Below are 18,012 nucleotides of genomic sequence, written 5' to 3'. Positions count from 1 at the left end.
TGCTGATAACAAATTCTCAAAATTTATAACAAATTCTCAAAACTCGACTTTTGACAACCGAACGTTGACATAACAAATTCTCAAAACCCATTGAGAAAAAAGAACTTTTTAGGGTTTGAGTATGCACCGAAGTTATGGTGGAAGATTTTTAACCCAACCATCCCAAAGACATTGAGCACGCTGCGAAACCTCAGCTGCCGCGATTTGTGCTACCAAAGCAAAATCGAAAACCTTACGCAGAATGATTACTTGAAGGCCAATGTCAATTGAGGAGAATGGAGGTCAGGGAGAGTCGACATCGCGCGTGAAAGTCGATTGTGGTCATACTGACGTAGCCAGCTGACAGCCGCTTTGCAGTCCCGATGAACGTCAGACCTTGTGCATTCGGGATGATCCTTGATATAGGTATGGATCTCATTGACAGCGACTTCTTTGCGTTGGTCACGGCCACGCTCGAAACGAAAATCTCCCAAGCTCACACCAATTTCAGCGAGCCCCTTGCGCAGCGTGATTGGCGCCATACCCAGAATTTTGGCAGCTTCCGCCACACTGGTGGCGTTGGCAACGATTTGGCTAATTTCACCAGGCAGCCTGTTATCTGAATATCCCCATATTTGACCCTGTCCGTTGGCATCCCAACGAAGCGATGTCATTGGCGCGAAGAATCGGTCAAGACTGGCCCCGCCTTCTTGTTGCGCAAACAGGGAACACCATAGCAACATCCATTTCAACGGATGATCACCACTGCGATTTCGCAAAAAGCTGTGAATCCAAGCGCCCGATGACAGCTGACTTTCAGGACCGCAACATTTTTGTAACCATGAGCTCAAGGTCGTGCCAATAAACCATTGTTCCAGTGTGCGCTTATCCATTGGATGTGCCCATCCGGTCACCCCTTGATCTCGCAGACCTGTAATAGCCGCCTGTCGGATCGACTCCAAATCCAGAGGACCTGCATCAATCAATCGATTGGCAAGCTTGGCCAACCAAAGCAAAACGCTAATTTCGGCTGGCGTGCAGGACACCGTATCGGCGTCGCTGGCAACTGTTGGTGGGATTAGCCAAGTTGAAGTTTGGGCCTTCAAGGGCTGCAGCAATGTGCCGTGATCCAGGCATATCCAGCATCCAGCCAACTGATGTGGCACTCGCCACCGGGGCAGCCCCCAAGTCCGCAGGTCGTCAGCGACACAATCACGGCAGAATTTCAGCAAATCGGTACCGGACAAGCCGCTGGCGGACATGCTAAATAGCGTTTGCCAATTCACTTCATGTTGCCCAGCCATACCTTGTTCCATCAAGATCCGCCGGTACTCCGGCAGGAACGGGTAATACGAGCCGAGCGGGGTCCGCCGCAATAGGATGTCACGTGCGTCGCCTAACAATCCACTGCTGACTGATAAGAAATGCTGAAGATTTGCCGGGGCCTGTCGCTCCCGGCAAGCGTGGCTGACACCGAAAAGCCGGGTTCCAGTGTCTTTCGCGGAGCCGTTGCCACATAAGACGTGGAACCCAGCTACCCAAGAGTACAAGGTTTCATCACCCCGCCACGGAGGAACAAATCCATGGATCGCATTCACGATGGTCACTTGCACTTTTACTTTTATATAGTGAGGTTCACACCCTTAGTCATTTGGTTCACCATGTTTTCTTGGAATTCCTTGGACCGAATGTCTTCCGGAGAAAATTGACTGGGTGGCGTCGGATTTGCTTTTGTAGCGCGAGGTTTCGCTGCTAATCGACTTTTGCTCTTCTTTGCTTTGGTTGTGATTGGTTTAGGCACGGAGCTTCTGTCAACCTGGTGCTGTGACAAGTCCTCAGATGTGGTTTTGCCAGCTGGACTCCAAAGGCGTCGGTAGTGGTCCTCAGATATATCTAGGAATTGATTCAGTGCACGCCAATCTTTGTTGACGAAGGCTTCAATCCGAGCGTGAAGTGGGACCATCTTGGCGCTGGTCCTGTAGACCTCGTCGATCATCGCGGGTGTCACTTGTGTTGCCTTTGAACGCAACGCAAACTCTTGGACCGCACGGCGCAGTCTGCAAATGTAACGAGGAAAACCCGCAGTTCGACGCCAAATGAACCCGTGCAGCGTGGAATCTAGCGGGTGGTCGGAGAACTGAGTGTAAGTGGCGTCTGGATTGTCAAGGAGAGTGGGCAGCCACAAACCTGGAATCAACCCTTTTTGCCAATGTTCGGACGTCGGGTCCATTTCGGGTTCTAGCTGAAACCACCCGCTGTCTGAAAACCGATCAACATCCTGTGAGTGCGCACGCAAATTGGAGAAAGCCAATGGGTTGCCGATCAGCACTGTAGGGATGCCCCAGTTGAGGACCCGCAGGAAGAAATTGATGAAGTCCCGGGCAAACGGCGTTAGGTTCAAATTTGTCTCCTGCGCCTCCTCGATGATCAATACGCCGCATCGGTGCACCGCAAGCAGGTGCAAGAAGACGACGAGCAACTTTTCAACGGTCCAACGGACGCCCTTGTATTGAGAGGCGTAATCGGTCTGAAGCGCTTCGTCCAACGCCATCAGACCGTTGAGCAGAAATCCGCCTCTACTTCCATCCGAGGACATATGAACCTTGAGCCAGACCAGTTGCTTGAGTTGGAGCCAACCGCAGGCTTCGTTCTTGCCATGTTCTATGACCTGGGGAAACAGGCTAAGCGTTCGATCGATCACCTGAGACTTTCCCACGCCGCTGATGCCTTCAATGACCATCCCTGATGCGAATGAAGGCCACCACGCCACTTTGTCCATCGCTGCACCAACCTGCTGACCAGATTGATAAATGAACTTTCTGGATAGGTTTTGCCTGGGGTCACGTTGGCTTAAACCATCTTGGAGCATGCGTTGAAAACAGTATGCAATATCTAGCGTCAACGAATTCGGTATAAATATCCGCCTGTATTGGTTGCTCAAATGGTGGCGTTCGGCCATGGGAATGGCTCGAATATGCTCTGGGGTTATGGGCCGGTAACGAAGTTCTTTCGCCAAATTGAGTGGATCGAGCATGGGTGGCAAGGCACCTAAAAGAGGGTTAGTGACCATTTGATCAAGCGCGTTCCGAAGGCAGTTTTGGGCGTTGTTGTCCATGATTACGACTCGTCGTCCTTATAGAGGGCAGAAATGACATCACCCATCCCAGCTTTGGCTGATGGAATTGGGTTTGCTATTTGCGGCGTGTTTGCAGATGGAATATCTGCCATTGGACCTGGCAATTTGTGTTTCGGTGGCTTTGGCAAGCCTGTCTGTACGGCCGACTCCACCGCCGTGTTGTCGCGACGGTTGGCCTTAAGTTCATTTTTTGTCAGAGGCGTGCCACGCTGCTTGATTTCTGCGTTGCGCTCGCGATTGGCCTTTTTGACATCGCGATCTATTGAGGCAACTTGATTGGAGCGCTGTTTAGTTTCGTCGACACGGGATAAAAACCCCTTCAACCGATCATCGCGGCTGATGATGAGCCAATCCAGCAGGCAGAGTTCTAACATGTCTGGGTCGGCCGACACCAATGTCAAACATTTCAGACCGTTCAAGTTGACCCAAACCTGGGAGAGGTCACTGGGATTCAAATGCACATCCAGGTGGACACGCTTCATCGCCGATTTGGCAAGCATTCCGGATCGCATCAGCCAGTCACTTCGATATGCCAAATTGGGGATCAGGCGCTTGCCTGCAAAAGTGGGATCAAATAAATGAAGGCCGTCGGCCTGCATGGATCCTTGAAGAAGCGGCAAGCTTTTCACCCTTAGTGCTTGCAGGTCGACCGGGCTGGAAGACACATAGCCTTTTTCCAGAAGCCATTCCAATACGCCGCGCCTCGTGGGTTCGACATCGTCCCGGCGCATTTCCAAAGAGGGCAACACGATCCGTTCAACGTTGTTGTGATGCAGGACTCTTTCGATCAAACGGGGCATGTACTCAAAAAAGTTGAGACGAGCCATAACGGAACGGTCAGGCTCACCGCGCCGCTTCCGACGCCCCATGGTAGACCCCGGCAACTGGTGGTCAAGTTGCTTTTGCGTTCGACGATGGCCGGACTCCAGTGGTGCTTTGTTGATCGCGTCATAGGCGGGGCCAAAACTGGCGCCAGATTCAATTTCTTCCAGCGTTTTCAGGGACAGTTGACCTTTGCCCTCGCCGTTGTCGGTGAGGATTTTTTTGAATGTCATTGAGTGCCAATCACGAGGTGCAATCTTGATCCCATATCGCGCGCAGTACCCGACTTTGTCCTCTGCTGCATGCAGAATGCTCAGCAGCGCGGTCATGGCGCTCGGACTTTCAAAACCCACGTGATGTCCAAAGATGTAGTCAATCGACGCACCCATCACATCGGTTCGCCAAGGCGCACTGAGAACCTTGAGCCGAGAAGCAGATGACACCAGGGTTTGATCTGTGCTGGTGCTGTCCAGGAAGGCCTCTCCGTTCGCCGATAAAAAGCGATCCTTCATCTTGTTTTGGCGGCGCAGGTAAGTTCGCCTCGCTGCTGTTTCTCCTTGCTCAATTTGAGTAGGCGTTAGCGCATCCTCACCAGCTCGGCCCCATCGGGAGAATTGCTCGGCCGTGAACTTGAAGGCCTCAGGTTTGAGTGCGACCTTCGCGGACGTTCCATTCCACGCCACAGATTTCGCAAACCAGCTGTTCAGAGTTTTTGTAAAAGCCGTCTGAACTGACACGCCTGGCTTTTTGAATTTCCTCCAGCCCATGGCGAATATTTGCCTCACTTTGAGGTTGCAGTTTTTGCCGACAAGTTGGTTTTTCGGGGCACCACTGAATTCGGTGGGGCGGCCGGTCTTGCGAGTGGACAATTTCGGTTTGCCAGAACCACCGTTGCGAGTGAACCATGGCAACAGCCCGCCCCGCAGTCCCATCGCCAGCAGGTAGGCGTTGAGGTCTCGCTGGACCTGTGAAGCGCCATGCAACCCCAACTCTTGCGCACGTTTTGCCGGCCAGCCTGAGAAACTTGGATCCATGATGATCTCGTCAATGCCTCTGCCGTGAACAAACGGTCGGATTCGGCCATACGCCTTGGCACGAACCCGCACCCACTTCCTGAGATCGCGCCGAGTCTTGCCGATGGCTCCGGTAGGTTTGTTTGCCCTCAATTGGGCAGGCGTTAACAACCAGTGCGATGGGGTTGGGAATTCAGTCACACTGAGGCGCAATTCGTCTACTTGAGCCTGCAATGCTGAGAGTGACAGGAACAGTGGGCGCATCACATAGTTTTTTTGATAACCAGCCTTGTTCTTGCCGGGGATACGCATCACGCATGCAAGATCCTCTTTCAGGTCGATGTAAATGACACGGCAATACATGGATGGCTCACCCTTTTCGCCGTGGTGAAGCAGCGCGTCGCCAATTTGAATCTTAGGCATGGTTGCCTCCCAAGTAACGAGTGCGAAGTTTGGCCAATACACCGTCGCGCCCACGCCGAATCGGTTTGGTCATCTGGATGCGACGGGTTAAGTCAATGTCGATGTGATGCAGCCAAATGCCGAGTCGCCAATTCAAAAAGGCTTCAGAACTGTCCATCTGACAGACTCGGCCAGCAGCAAGCGCAGCATCACAAATGGGACGTTCGGCAGCGAAAGCTTCAAATGCAGCTGAAAATTCCTTCAGTCTGGTTGTACCGCGGTGGCTACGAATTTCGCTGGTCAGGGGGCGCAACCATATAAACTGCTGCAGCAACATTTGGTTGAACCCCTTTCCGCTTTCCAGGATGTGCTCAGCGCCGATGGCTTGGCAGTAGCGACGATCCAGTTCGACGCGTTCCTTTGCACGCGCGCTTTGCAAAATGATCTCAGCTGGTTTGCAACTTACCCCGACCAGATGTCGGGTATCTCCAGATTTGACCGCGGCCAACATGTCGATCGTCCCTATGTACGGCACTTTGGTACCAACAAAACAGCCATGGTCAATACCCGCGTTTTTGGCGATTTCCATCAGCCCGCATATCGTGTCTGGCGGCCTTTGGGAATCATTGTCAAATTCTTGGTCGGGGTGAGGATGGGGATAGGGCCACATTGGCAAACATTCCCTCAGTTCTTCTGCACCGAGGTAGGCTATTTGCAGAGCAGTGTGGTACTCCAAATAACTCAAAAAATGGTGGTTTCGCTTGTGTATCCCGACCGATTCAAACACCTGATTACTGACCGGACTTGAGAAATTTCGCCGGATGCGAATCCATGGCTTGAATTCATCTCGTCTGCCTTGTCCATGCCCGTCAAAGATGGCGCGGCTGACCGCGGTGAGTTTCCTCTGAGAGTACGTTTTCACTTTTGTTAGGCGGCGCTGGATGTCCTCGTCCAAAAGGTAGAGATATGGCGCGCTATAGCCAGCCTGGATGACTATCGAGTTCGCGGGCTTGTGTTGGTCGGCATCGACGAAAGATTCTTCGATGCCGTTCTTGGCGTTAATGTCTCTCATAGTTCAGTCTGTCTTTTCATGTGACATGGACGTACAACGGCAATAGCCCGTTGTCACGTGCCAGATGCTTTTGAATTTCAATTTGTTTTGGGGTGAGAGGACACCCATTGCCCGTTGATCTCGGGCAATCAGCCTAGATGTCGATATAGGTCAGTCAGTGGTCACATAGATGTCCATCAATGGACATAAATGGTCCAGGCGCGATAGCAATAGGCGATTCCGGAATTCGTGATGCCTTGACTTCGGTCAGAAAACTGCAGATACTGGAAGCGCAAAAATTCAGAAATGCAATTTCTAGACCGTACCTATCCTTAACTGGGTGGTGCGGTTTTCTTTTTTAACCCATTTTGGATCTCCCGATTGGTGGCACTTGGCGACTGCCTAAGGAATGAATCATGGTGGCGAGCGCTGCCAATTCTTCGGGTGTCATCCGACCTGCCGCCTCCAACACTGCCAACGCAACCTCAACCCCTGGGAAATGAATAGCGCTACCGACAAGCTCATGGGACATGCGGCTGAGGCTGGCGGCGTATTTCATTTCTGATTGCTCGCTTTCAGTTGCTGCCAGTGCAACGAACAGTTTTTTCATGACCTCAACGCGCGGCGGTAACCGGCGGCCCCGTTCGAGTGCCGCTAAATAGCTTGCTGTTGGTCATCTGGATGCGACGAGTTAGATCAATGTCGATCAGGTGCAACCAGATGCCGAGTCGCCAGTGCAAAAAAGCTTCGGAACTGTCCATCAGACAGACATTGCCAGCGGCAAGTGCAGCATCAAAAATGGGGCGTTCGGCAGCAAACATTTCAAAAGCCGTTGAGAAATCTTGAAGTTGGGCTGAAGCGCGGTGCGTCCGAATTTCAGTGGTTAGCGGACGAAGCCATATCAACTGCTGGAGGAATATTTCAATCAACCCCATTCCGTCCTCGATTGAATGATGTGCTCCAATGGCGTGACAGTAGCGACGATCCAGTTCAATGCGCTCTCTGGCCCGGGTGCTCCGCAAGATGATCTCAGCAGGTTTACAACTTACCCCAACCAAATGTCCGCGATTACGAAATCGGATCTTGGTCAACATGTCAATGGACGCTACATAAGGCACCTTGGTCCCGACAAAATAACCATGTTCTATCTCCGCGATTCTTGCGATTTCAATCAAGCCGCTCACGATTTCCGGAGGCCTTTTGCTCTCGTTGTTAAATTCCTGGTCGGGGTGGGGATGGGGATACGGCCACATTGGCAAGCCTTCCCTTAATTCTTCGGCACCCAGGTAGGCGATCTGTAGACCAGTGTGGTATTCCAAGGAACTCAAAAAATGATGGTTTCGCGTGTGGATCCCGACTGATTCAAACACTTGATTGCTTACTGGGCTGGAAAAATTTCGCCGGATACGAATCCAAGGCTCATAGTCATCACGTCTGCCTTGCCCGCACCCTTGAAAAATGGCGCGGCTTACTGCAGCAAGTCTTTTCTGTGTGTAGGTGCTAGATTTCGCAGGGAGGATTTCCCCATCTTCTTGCAAGAGGTAAAGGTAAGGAGCGCTATAACCAGCTTGTGCGACCACGTTGTTAGCCGGTTGGGCATACATCTGTTTACCAAATGTCGCTGTTTGTTGTGATAGCAACGGTGGTGGGGCTCGCCGCTCGATTTGAGGCTGTTTAGAAATAGTTGGTTGATGTTCGACATTCAGTGAAGCTAGCGGCACCAGATCTACCGGCTCCTTCTGCGCGGGAGCACCACCGAAGACGTCGGCGGCATGCTCCAGCAGTTGGCGTTTCCACTCGGTGATCTGGTTGGCATGCAGTTCAAACTGGCTGCAAAGCTCGGCCATCGTCTTGTCTTCGCGCAAGGCGGCCAATGCTACCCGGGCCTTGAATGCTGGTGTGTGCGTGCGACGGGTGCGTCGCGCTGATTTCTTGACCATCAAAAACTCCTTCTTGCCCAGCCCTCTTTGGCCAGGCTTTCGGCCCAGAGTTCCCACTTATCACGCTGTTCAAAATTGCGGAGCCACTTCTGTGGCGGAACTGGCCACGTGGGTCGTCACAAAATAAGGTTGGGCCGGTCATGACTTCTATTTTGCGGTAAAAAATGCGCATCGCTTGAGTTCTTCAACGACTCAATGTGGGCGTTCGCGGGGCGAATATCTACTTCACCGTTGGGCTGTTGTTTTGTTTCCAAAATCCGTTTCTACGTCGACGGCGCGTTGCATTACAGCCGCTCCCACAGCAGGTCGCGAAGCCTTTCGGTGTCGTTGACAAACCAGAATGACCGTTTTGAGAATTCGGTTCGGCCAATGGCTGCAATCAGGCAACTGGTTCCAATGTCGGGACCTGGTCGAGTCCGGGTACTGAGTAGGGTGAAATCATCGCCAGTTTGCCGACCGTCGAAGGCATAGCTGACCGGCCGGTTTGGATGTGGCAGTTCGGCAAACGCTACTACCGCATAACAGCCTTGAAGAGTCAGCCACGGTCGCCAGATGCTGGGTGCCGAGGTGGGTGTCAGGTTTGGCGAAAGTTGCAAACCCGGATCGCAGCGAGTTCAGTCACTCACGACGGGCAGCTTGCGGGTGGTGCAGTCGAACTCCAGTCAGAAGCCATTGGTGAAATGGGACAAAATTGGCTTATACCTTGTGGTTTGACTTTTTCAAACCAATCCGCTTGTCCTGAACCTTGCGAACAATAAAGGAGTTGGCAATGGACATGACGCTTGCGCCAGATCTGTCTCGCGTGCGTGAACAGGTTAGCTCGGCCAAGTGGCAGCAACGGGTGAATCTGGCCGCCTGCTTGTCGTCTCGTTGCACGTCACAGAGTGGCGTAGTGCGAACCATCGGGATGTTTGCCGCGTTTTGACTCGTGCAATCAATTTCTAGGAATCGGTCCAGGGAGGACTGGGTGACTCCAAGGCTGAAAGCCGACTTTCAAAAATCCAGACAGCATCCATCCAGATACTATGGTTTCGCGCTGCAACGTTTGGCTTGACGCCCAAGGAGTACAGCTCGGGCAACAGCCGCTACCTGGGGCATATCTCCAAACGTGGGGATCGGTACCTGCGTATGTTGCTCACGCATGGCGCACGCAGTGTGCTGCGCTCATCCAAGGTGACGCAAGACGCAGAGCGGGAGGTGTGTGGCGTGCGCCGCTGGGCGTTGGATGTGCAAAGCAGGTCAAATCACAACAAGGCGGCCTGTGCGCTGGCCAACAAACTGGCACGTATTTGTTATGCCACGCTGCGCGACAAGAAACCATTTGGCGAAGACCAGCGGTTGAACAAGAAAATCAACAGGGAGAGTTTTGTGATGCCAGCTTGATTGCCCGCATTCAAACAGCCGTTATCAAGAAGAAGTTGAACATCCCCATCCACGCTTGCGATGAGATTGATCGACCATCATGGCCAACCGGGTTCACCCCACACTGACAGACGCCGATAACCCTTCCGGCAGCTTGCCTGCCGCGTGTAACGATTGGCGCATCAGTGACGCAGATTCCATGTCGGCACGGACCACAGCAGAGTCCACCACAGATGCCGGATATACGACTTCGGGCGCTTCCCCAACAGCCAAACTATCGGTCAGTTTCTTGCGCTTTGGGGGGAGTCCATATACGAGGGGTTAGACCTCTCTGAGCCTGACCGAGAAGTTTTCCATGGCATCTTCCCGCACTTTGTCAATGTACGGCCGTAAGCATCCAATGCATGCTCATTACTGTGCTGTGGGAAAGAAGACTTCAGGAATCGAACGCTTTGTGATCGGGGCGTATGCATCGGCCATGGAGCAGGGCATCATGATCGGCTATACACGGGACAAATTCCGCATCACCCGCCATCTTGCCGAGTCACTTGCGGCACCACAAACTCGCGTCGGTCTTGGTGAGCCTTCCGCTTTGTTATGTGTGATCGAGGCAAACAGCCAACATTGCCCAGGCCTCTACCTCACCACACACAAGAGTCTCTTTTCATGGCCGGACGGGAGGGCCGCCACTCCTATCGACCTCTACCACTCATGGCATGATTGTTGAGGTGTGCCATGAGTATTCGCACCAATTCCACCAGGGATTCGGATAGCAAGACCACCAAGCAATCTCATCTACACGAGCACGGGGCTTTATCTATCAATAATGACTAGGGTGCCGTGACTTATTACTCAATTGAAAATAAGGCAAGCGCGCCACTGGTGTTGGTGCCAAAATATGATCGACCAGAGTTGTTTCCATCTGCCGATTGCGGACTGACCACCTCAAAAGGGCTTCAAACCATAATCAGGCCTTCATCGACGATTGGATCCGATCGTCAATGCCGAATCGGCGCGCGCAAGCAATTTCGAGTCGACAGCAAAAGGGATGCATCCAGCGGCATGAGCGAATTGAACCAAGGCAGAAACAATGAGCACGGCAACCCCGCCAAACAATTTCCAGTCCTCGCTCGACGAAGATTTAGCATGGGACTCGATGGCACCAGTAGGTCGTGAATTCGGAAGCCCTGATTACGACAGGTTGATCGAAGAAGACGCAAAGAAATTTGCGTCAGATTTAGGCAGATGGATCGAACAAAGCAGTGCCGCTCATGCTGGACTGCAACTGGAAAAGGACGAGGTATCAGACGCACACAATGTCCAACTAGCTTTGCGTGAACTCGGGCAAGACGTCAGTATTGATGTCGCCGCTTCTGTTTGGAAGCACTATTCACAGTCGTTGATGGCGGGCTGGATGTCCGGTGCGGAAACGGTCGAGTCTGCAGCCAGTACCCTATATTTGCAATGTCCCAGAGTGTCGGCAACCATGGAAAAATTACTTGATATCGCTAAAGCAATCGTTGAAAACTCAACGGCAGAAGATGCCGTTGGATTTGATCCTGCCGCCTGGCTGGATAGTTGGCTTGAGATTCCACAGCCATCTCTTGGCGGTCGCAAGCCTGCGGATCTCATCGATACGCCTGCCGGCTTGGAAGTGGTTACCAGGTTGCTGGGCGCCATTGAAAGTGGGTCGTATCAATGATCTTGACGGGTTAATGGCGGCCTGTTGTATTCACCGCAATATTTCGTCCACAGGGAGTGGGTTAGGGACGGAATATCGCGGTTGAATCACATTACGCTAGTTGTCGATCAAAGGCAGCTGCTTGAATGCCGCGTCCTCCACAAAGGGTTCGGGGTGAGTGACACCTGCATATTCCGGGCAATAAAGGCCGCCAATCCGACTCAAAGATGCCACTGATTCCGGTGCCGACCGTGCCAGTCATTCCGATTCAAAAAAGCCACCCGTGGGTTCTCTCATCACCGAAAACGTAGGGCGGCAACAGGCTGGTTGCGGGTGTTCACGACGGGCAGCTTTATGGTGGTCCAGCTCAGACCCAGTCAGCAGTCATTCGTGGCATTCGGCTTCGTGCCCATAACGGCCAGCCACCGCTTGCGGAAGCAGCCATTCAAACTCGTGCATGGGAATCAGAAAGCTGACACTCATCGTCACCGTGCCATTTCCGCTGACTGTGCGACTCTTGAGCAGTGGGAGCGGTCTTTCAGTCACATCCCCCAAATGGGGGATACCCAGACGTCGAACTCGCGGTCAAAATTGCAGCGGCTGTGGACACTCAGTGAAACATTTCAAATTTTTGAACGTCACTGAGCTATTCCTCACATAGTCATTCATCCAAGTATCGATGCCTACTCATCTCATGAAATTTATGGCGCTGTCTGACCAGCGAGTCGCATCAGTACAAACAGCCGACGGCGGTGAGGCATTGGTACCAATCCTAGGCATTGAACCAAGACTATTGATAGACGAAACTGCGGCAAATATCGCTGGCTTGGGTTACGTTCCTGAGTTTTTGGTTAGACAGTCGGTGGCCGATAAATTGATAGCTGCGGCTCAAACTTTGCCCAACAATTTGCACCTATTGGTGAAGGAAACCTTGCGTCCGCTGTCGTTCCAAAAGTTCCTCTTCAATAGAAGACTCGGCAGACTTGCCGCCGAACACCCAGAGTTGCAGGAGAAGCAGTTGATTGAACTAACTTCCAAATTCACTGCGCCCCCTTGGGTTGCGGGGCATCCGACAGGTGGGGCATTTGATGTCACTGTCTGCAACGAGAACGGTCAGGAGTTAGAAATGGGTTGCGCCTATGATGAGGATGAAAAGGCCTCACAAGGTCGATGTTTCTCCTTCGCCGAAAATCTGACCGAACAGGCCAGACAAAATCGGAATACTCTTTTTGATTGCTTGAACGGGCAAGGATTTATTAACTACCCGTTCGAGTGGTGGCACTGGTCGTATGGAGACAAGTATTGGGCTGCTGCAACAAATTCACCGTTCGCACTTTACGATGCTGTTGTGTGAATTTGGTCAAACCAATTGCTGGCTTGTGAACAGCTGGGCTGGTGCTATGGGCACAATTGAGGTTCGTTGTCTGGAACATTGAGTTTCGACATCGAGCTTGAAACAAACACCTGCATTGCAGAGGGAGCTGAGCGCCACGAAAGTAAGCTTACGGGAAGTACAGATCTGTGGATAGTCAACTCGTACATTTACTTCACTTTGATCTACGAATGAATAGACGCACATGATCCGCCCAAAAAAAGTGGGGTTTGAACGCGGTTCAGTGACGTCAACAAACCGGTGGTTTGTTTGTAAAAAAGTCAAAATTTTGGAGTAGGATACATTTAAAACTGACTGAGTGTTTTTAACAATGGACAGCAAGGCACGCTTTCGTAACCTAAAATTGAAAAGCTTTATGTGATAGTTTCGATTTAACTGTTCACCACGCAGATAAGATTTCAACCTACAAAATGTATTGTATCTAATTAATGCACGATCATATTAGATAACGATTCTTGCATGCTATCCCAAAAGAATATGCTAAAAAATGCATAGCTTTACCGTGCCTTTGCAACACATTTGAGAAAACCCTAAAATTCAGGATATAGACGTGGATTTCAAATCAAAACAACAGTTGATAGAAAACATCAAAGCTGAGGTCGCTGACCTACACCCTCTGCTCAGATCGGTTTTTGGGCATCTTGAAAATATTACAAAAGTTGAGACAACACACGGGACACAGGAAAAGGGTGCCGACTTTGTTTTGACTCGATTTGATCCTGCACTTAGCACGTACTCGCATGTGGGTGTCGTTGTAAAGGTTGGCAAGATCACAAATGACATTACCGATATTGAACGGCAAATTTATGAATGCACACTACCAAGATTAATTGAAGGCGGTAAAAATAGAGTTCGCCTTTCAGAGGTTTGGGTTGTAAATACGTCTTCAATTAGTTCAAATGCAAAAGATAAAATTTATGATAAATATTCAAAACAACGCATTGAATTCATAAATGGTGAAGCTCTAACACAGTTAGTTAATAAGCATGCAGATTATTTTTGGCATCAAATTCCATCTAATTTAGGCGAGTATTTAGATCGCTTAGGAAGAAAAATAGATGCATTAGAAAATAAATCAGGAAACATCGGCGGCGTTTCTTTTCAAGATTTTTATATCGAACCAGATATTCAAGAAATAGAGAAAGTAACTTATTTAAGAAAATCATCAAGACCAAGTAGACCTCGATTGGTAAATCTTGTTGATGAAATAAACAATGGGAGCATATCTATCCTAGAAGGAGATATGGGATTCGGAAAATCCAAAATAGCCAGAAAGATAATTCAGTACCATTGCTCGCCCGAGCGATTCAATGTAAATAAAATTATTCCAATCCATTCATCTTTTCGTAGCTTTTATGAAGAAAAACTGACTCTTTTATCTTTAATTGAAAGAGACTTAGAGCATGTGCTAGACGAATTGAAAGAGGTTGAATACTCGATTTTAATAGTCCTAGATGGAATCGATGAGGCAGCAACCAATGGAAAGTGGAAAGATGCACTTCGCAAACTCATTGCGGAGGCTAAGTCTGACAAAAGAATTCGTGTACTGCTCACTACACGTCCCTTACGAGTGATAGACGAGGATGTTGACATTTATTCGGGAACTCGCCGTTTCTATATACGACCACTGAGTCTATCCAAAGTGATTCAGTTCGTTGAAAAAGCATGCTCCGCAATTTCGGTTCCGAGGAAAATTTACGATGAATTAAAACGATCTGACCTATTTAAGCAACTTCCTCAAAGTCCGATAGCTGCTGCGTTGTTGTCTAGTTTAATTGCACAGAATCAGAATGATCTTCCTTCAAATTTGACTGAACTATATTCAAAATCAATAGAACACATGCTTGGAAGATGGGATGTTCAGAAAGGAATGACCCCAGAAAAGGAGTATCAAGCAACTGATCGCGTTACGCTCATGTTGGCTGAATACATTGTCTCAAATCAACTTATCTGGATGAGTTTTGATGAAGCAAAGGCAATGGTCGAAGATTGGCATAAAAAGAGAAATACGGGTGTTGATATTCAAAGACTGATTGATCGCGTCTTTCACATGAGTGGAATTTTCTCGCTTGATTCCGATAACCAAACAATATCTTTCCAGCATAGATCATATGGAGAGTATTTATATGCCAAAGCTGCTAAGGCTAACTCGAATTTATTGCCAATAGATTATGCATTTCAGGCTTACTGGATGGAATGCACATTCTTTTATATTGGAATGGTAGGTGATTGCCCAGAATTACTTTCGGAATTATTCGACAAAGATCCACGCAATGAAGAAGAGACTTGGTTAAAGCTGCTTGCTTTACCTGACTATGTTCTAGCTGGATATCAAACAGAATATTCTATTGTTGAAAACAATCTTTATCGTTTATTTATCAGTGCTGCCATTCTATACAGAAATATACGTGAAGGTCAAACACATAGTCGCCTAACTGAATTGTCGGAATTTCATCTACTGTGGTTTTTCCAGCGCATAATTCGACATTGCTACAACTATGAATTCTTGAGACCTGCAATAAGTCAAACAATCTTAAAAATTGATTCAGCGTCGATTGACTTTAATGACAAGTTATATGCATTATTTTTTGCATCTTGTTTTGCCTCGCAACTAAATGACTTCAGTGGATTTGAGTATGTAATCGAAACCTATCATACTGACAAACTCCCACTTTCAATATCAATTGCGATAGAATTGGAAACTAAAGGTAGCAAAGATTTTTCCAAGCTACCCTTAGTTAAGAATCATGAAAAACGGTTGCGTCAATTAATGATGCCATCGTCTAAAGACGCTGCCATACGAAAACGTGAAATAAGTTCGATGGAAAGAACGGTGACTGAACTATTTGACAAACCTTTAAAGTCGCGTTAATAGGTTCTTGCCTGTTCCTCAAAAATAGAAATGAATAATTCTATAGATTAATCTGAGTGTGCGAGCACTCTTTGTTCTTCAGCCCTAGACAGGTCACGAGGTTTCAACTCAGCCTAGTAGCTGAGTTTCTTTTTGTGCCGCGCTCAAGTTGTGTGCTTGAGGGCAAGTCGGTGCTCTGATCAGTTCATGGGACATAAGCTGCTTCGTTGCAGCTAGCCTAGTACAAAAGCTTGGCGATCAATCCGTCTGACCAATTACCTTGAGCACCACTTCTATTTGAAATCTCAGGTTGAATGAGTCAATCATTTTTGTGCATTTTTGATAATTTGTATTCACATATAAATATATGGTAATACGCACCGACCTGCATGACACATCGATTGGCTTGAACAACTGAGATGCGATGCGCATTATGAAGTGTTCAGTGGCGATCAATCAACCGATGGCACAACTATTGTGGATTGAGTAATTTGAGAACAACACTAATCTTAAAGCCAATTTTCATGAAAATTCCAGTATTCCATGAGGAGGATTTCTCTTGTATTTTAGATATTTATGCAAAATCTAAAATTAATGTATAGATTTTATATTCAGCAGGATTTGACCTTTATTTCTCTCGATGAGGATAACCCTCGATTGAAGGTGCTTAGCGAAGAAAACAGAATAATTGACCATTGCACTCTGTGTGATTCAGAAATAATTGCGCTATTTGCTCACCCAAATAGTCGAAGCAAAGGTATAGGTATGATGAAGTTATAGTAATTTATTGTAAACTAACCATTAATCTGAAGCCCTCTTTATGGCGAAAACAAATTGCTCAGCAAAAAATCTCTGTAAAAAATTCTGATTTCAGGTGACGGAAGAATTTGAAACTTCATGCAATGGCGTTCATGTGTAAACTAAAAAAATGCTTTGCACCTAACAGGCTTATCAAATGAAAAGAGATTGGGATCTGATACGCAAACAGCTGACGGCTATTGAAGAAGAAAACGATCTGTTTTCTGATATCCCGCCAGAACCGAAATGGCTGAATCAGGATTGGGATACATATGAAAAACAGTTAAAGGAGTTTCAAACTATCGAAGGACGAATATGTGGCCACCTTGAGTTGCTAATTGATGCCGGGTACGTCGATGGTGTGACAATCATCAGGTCGTTGGACGGGAAATTCTCCTGCGGCATTCACAGCCCGAGGCTAACTATGGTAGGTCACGACCTCCTTGATACGATGAGATCAACCACGATCTGGGAAAAGATCAAGGCAACAGCGAAAAGCAAAGGCATCGAATTGACCTTCGATGCGGTTAAAGCATTAGGAGCGTTTGCGTTAAAGAGCGCATTAGAGTGAGCGCATTTGTGCCCAACTTTGCAGTCAAACTGGCCGCTGAGATCCACATGGCGCATCGAATCACAGGACTTTTGTGGCCGCTGTCTGAAAATTTGGCTGTCGGCTTCCAGCCTTCAACAGTCGGCCGCCCGGAAAACTGGTCAACCTTCAGGCCTGTGACTCTTCAAGGCTGATTGCCGACTTTCAAACTGCTCGTTAGCAGTCAGCCCCAGAGGACTATTTACTCCTTACACAATACTGAGATGAATAGGATGGTTCGATGCGTCTGTAGAAGACGAAATCTTTGGTTATTGATGCGTTTTCCTGCTCGCGGTCCAGTTCATTGAATTTTTTACCATTGGATTCCAGTGGAGGCAAACCGACGACTAGATTAGTTGGCAAGTCGTAAAGCCAAGTGTCAATCTTGTTAGGCCATGTCCATCTCCTGCCGTTTTCGCCGGACTGAAATTGAACGTAGTAGGGTGCATTACACGGATACTTGTTTTTATTTCCCCAACCCGATTCATCGGCCACCGCAACTAGGCTTGGCTTTCCGTCAGGCGAAATCGCCAAGACCATAGGAAACGCTTCGCTGGTATGGACATAGTTCTTGCCCTTGTACGTGAACTTAATCGTTGAGTGCCACTCAGGGCTGTAGCCACATCCTGTGCCTACCGCAATTTCACATTTGAATGAGTATGTTCCGCTGCGCTTGACGACTATGGTTTCATCAGTATTTAGCAGGACCTCCTCCTCCCATTGCACGGTTTTGGAGCAAGCAGCTAGCGAACATACCCATGTCAAAACAAGGATTTTCGCAAGCAAAGGGTTCAAGTTCATAGCACCATTGTGATTGCAAATAATCCTGTCTGTTGCTTCATTGGGCGAGTAAATCGTATGACCGCTTCCGCTGTGCGCCGTGAAAAGGCGGCGCTTTCCTGTGGGTGTAAGTCCCACCTGGCCACGGCTCCAGCCAGTAGCAACCGGAGCGGCTATGGAGGTAACGATATGGCTGAAGCCTTCGGGTAAAGAGC

Annotated in this window: 12 protein-coding genes and 2 pseudogenes; 7 read left to right on the top strand and 7 right to left on the bottom strand. The window is 48.9% G+C overall.

Features of this window, described 5'->3' with window-relative positions; all coding sequences use genetic code 11:
- Positions 1 to 245: 245 nt before the first annotated feature.
- From FDG13_RS03205 to FDG13_RS20995, 6 genes and pseudogenes are all read right to left on the bottom strand, one after another.
- Entirely contained in the window at positions 246 to 1,592 is a 1,347-nt protein-coding gene (locus FDG13_RS03205; RefSeq protein WP_180125378.1) for a TniQ family protein, read from the bottom strand.
- Between the two features lie 8 nt (positions 1,593 to 1,600).
- Complete coding sequence (locus tag FDG13_RS03200; protein ID WP_180125377.1) at positions 1,601 to 3,094, bottom strand: AAA family ATPase; 1,494 nt, start codon at positions 3,092 to 3,094, stop codon at positions 1,601 to 1,603.
- Positions 3,095 to 3,096: 2 nt separating this feature from the next.
- Positions 3,097 to 5,373: a hypothetical protein gene (locus tag FDG13_RS03195; protein WP_180125376.1), complete on the bottom strand. Its 2,277-nt coding sequence runs from the start codon at positions 5,371 to 5,373 to the stop codon at positions 3,097 to 3,099.
- Positions 5,366 to 6,424 (bottom strand): TnsA endonuclease N-terminal domain-containing protein, encoded by a 1,059-nt coding sequence (locus FDG13_RS03190; RefSeq protein ID WP_180125375.1) that lies wholly within the window; start codon positions 6,422 to 6,424, stop codon positions 5,366 to 5,368. Before FDG13_RS03190 ends, FDG13_RS03195 begins: the two co-directional genes overlap by 8 nt.
- Before the next feature lie 337 nt (positions 6,425 to 6,761).
- On the bottom strand, positions 6,762 to 7,013 hold the full coding sequence (locus FDG13_RS03185; protein WP_180125374.1) for a hypothetical protein: 252 nt from the start codon (positions 7,011 to 7,013) through the stop codon (positions 6,762 to 6,764).
- A gap of 1,132 nt (positions 7,014 to 8,145) precedes the next feature.
- Positions 8,146 to 8,343: pseudogene (locus FDG13_RS20995) on the bottom strand (transposase); the annotation flags it as partial.
- Between the two features lie 769 nt (positions 8,344 to 9,112).
- Here FDG13_RS20995 and FDG13_RS03175 point away from each other — a divergent pair.
- The 7 genes and pseudogenes from FDG13_RS03175 (at position 9,113) to FDG13_RS03145 (ending at position 16,999) form a co-directional block, all read left to right on the top strand.
- Complete coding sequence (locus tag FDG13_RS03175; protein ID WP_180125372.1) at positions 9,113 to 9,268, top strand: hypothetical protein; 156 nt, start codon at positions 9,113 to 9,115, stop codon at positions 9,266 to 9,268.
- Between the two features lie 110 nt (positions 9,269 to 9,378).
- Positions 9,379 to 9,726: pseudogene (locus FDG13_RS03170) on the top strand (transposase); the annotation flags it as partial.
- Positions 9,727 to 10,060: 334 nt separating this feature from the next.
- Positions 10,061 to 10,432, top strand: coding sequence for a hypothetical protein (locus FDG13_RS03165; RefSeq protein ID WP_180125371.1), 372 nt, complete (start codon positions 10,061 to 10,063; stop codon positions 10,430 to 10,432).
- Positions 10,433 to 10,795: 363 nt separating this feature from the next.
- Positions 10,796 to 11,407 (top strand): MbcA/ParS/Xre antitoxin family protein, encoded by a 612-nt coding sequence (locus FDG13_RS03160; RefSeq protein WP_255435072.1) that lies wholly within the window; start codon positions 10,796 to 10,798, stop codon positions 11,405 to 11,407.
- A 658-nt stretch (positions 11,408 to 12,065) separates the two neighbouring features.
- On the top strand, positions 12,066 to 12,740 hold the full coding sequence (locus tag FDG13_RS03155; protein WP_180125370.1) for a M15 family metallopeptidase: 675 nt from the start codon (positions 12,066 to 12,068) through the stop codon (positions 12,738 to 12,740).
- A gap of 589 nt (positions 12,741 to 13,329) precedes the next feature.
- Positions 13,330 to 15,651, top strand: coding sequence for an NACHT domain-containing protein (locus FDG13_RS03150; protein WP_180125369.1), 2,322 nt, complete (start codon positions 13,330 to 13,332; stop codon positions 15,649 to 15,651).
- A gap of 934 nt (positions 15,652 to 16,585) precedes the next feature.
- Complete coding sequence (locus FDG13_RS03145; RefSeq protein ID WP_180125368.1) at positions 16,586 to 16,999, top strand: DUF2513 domain-containing protein; 414 nt, start codon at positions 16,586 to 16,588, stop codon at positions 16,997 to 16,999.
- Positions 17,000 to 17,215: 216 nt separating this feature from the next.
- On the opposite strand, the gene FDG13_RS03140 is transcribed toward FDG13_RS03145, so the two are convergent.
- Positions 17,216 to 18,012 (bottom strand): hypothetical protein (locus tag FDG13_RS03140; protein WP_180125367.1); only part of this gene is annotated, 797 nt, incomplete at its 5' end.

This window comes from Rhodoferax sp. BLA1 (assembly GCF_013416775.1).
In the GTDB taxonomy this organism is placed as follows: domain Bacteria; phylum Pseudomonadota; class Gammaproteobacteria; order Burkholderiales; family Burkholderiaceae_C; genus Rhodoferax.
Note: the sequence above shows the minus strand (reverse complement) of the source record. Positions and strands in the feature narration are given on the sequence as shown.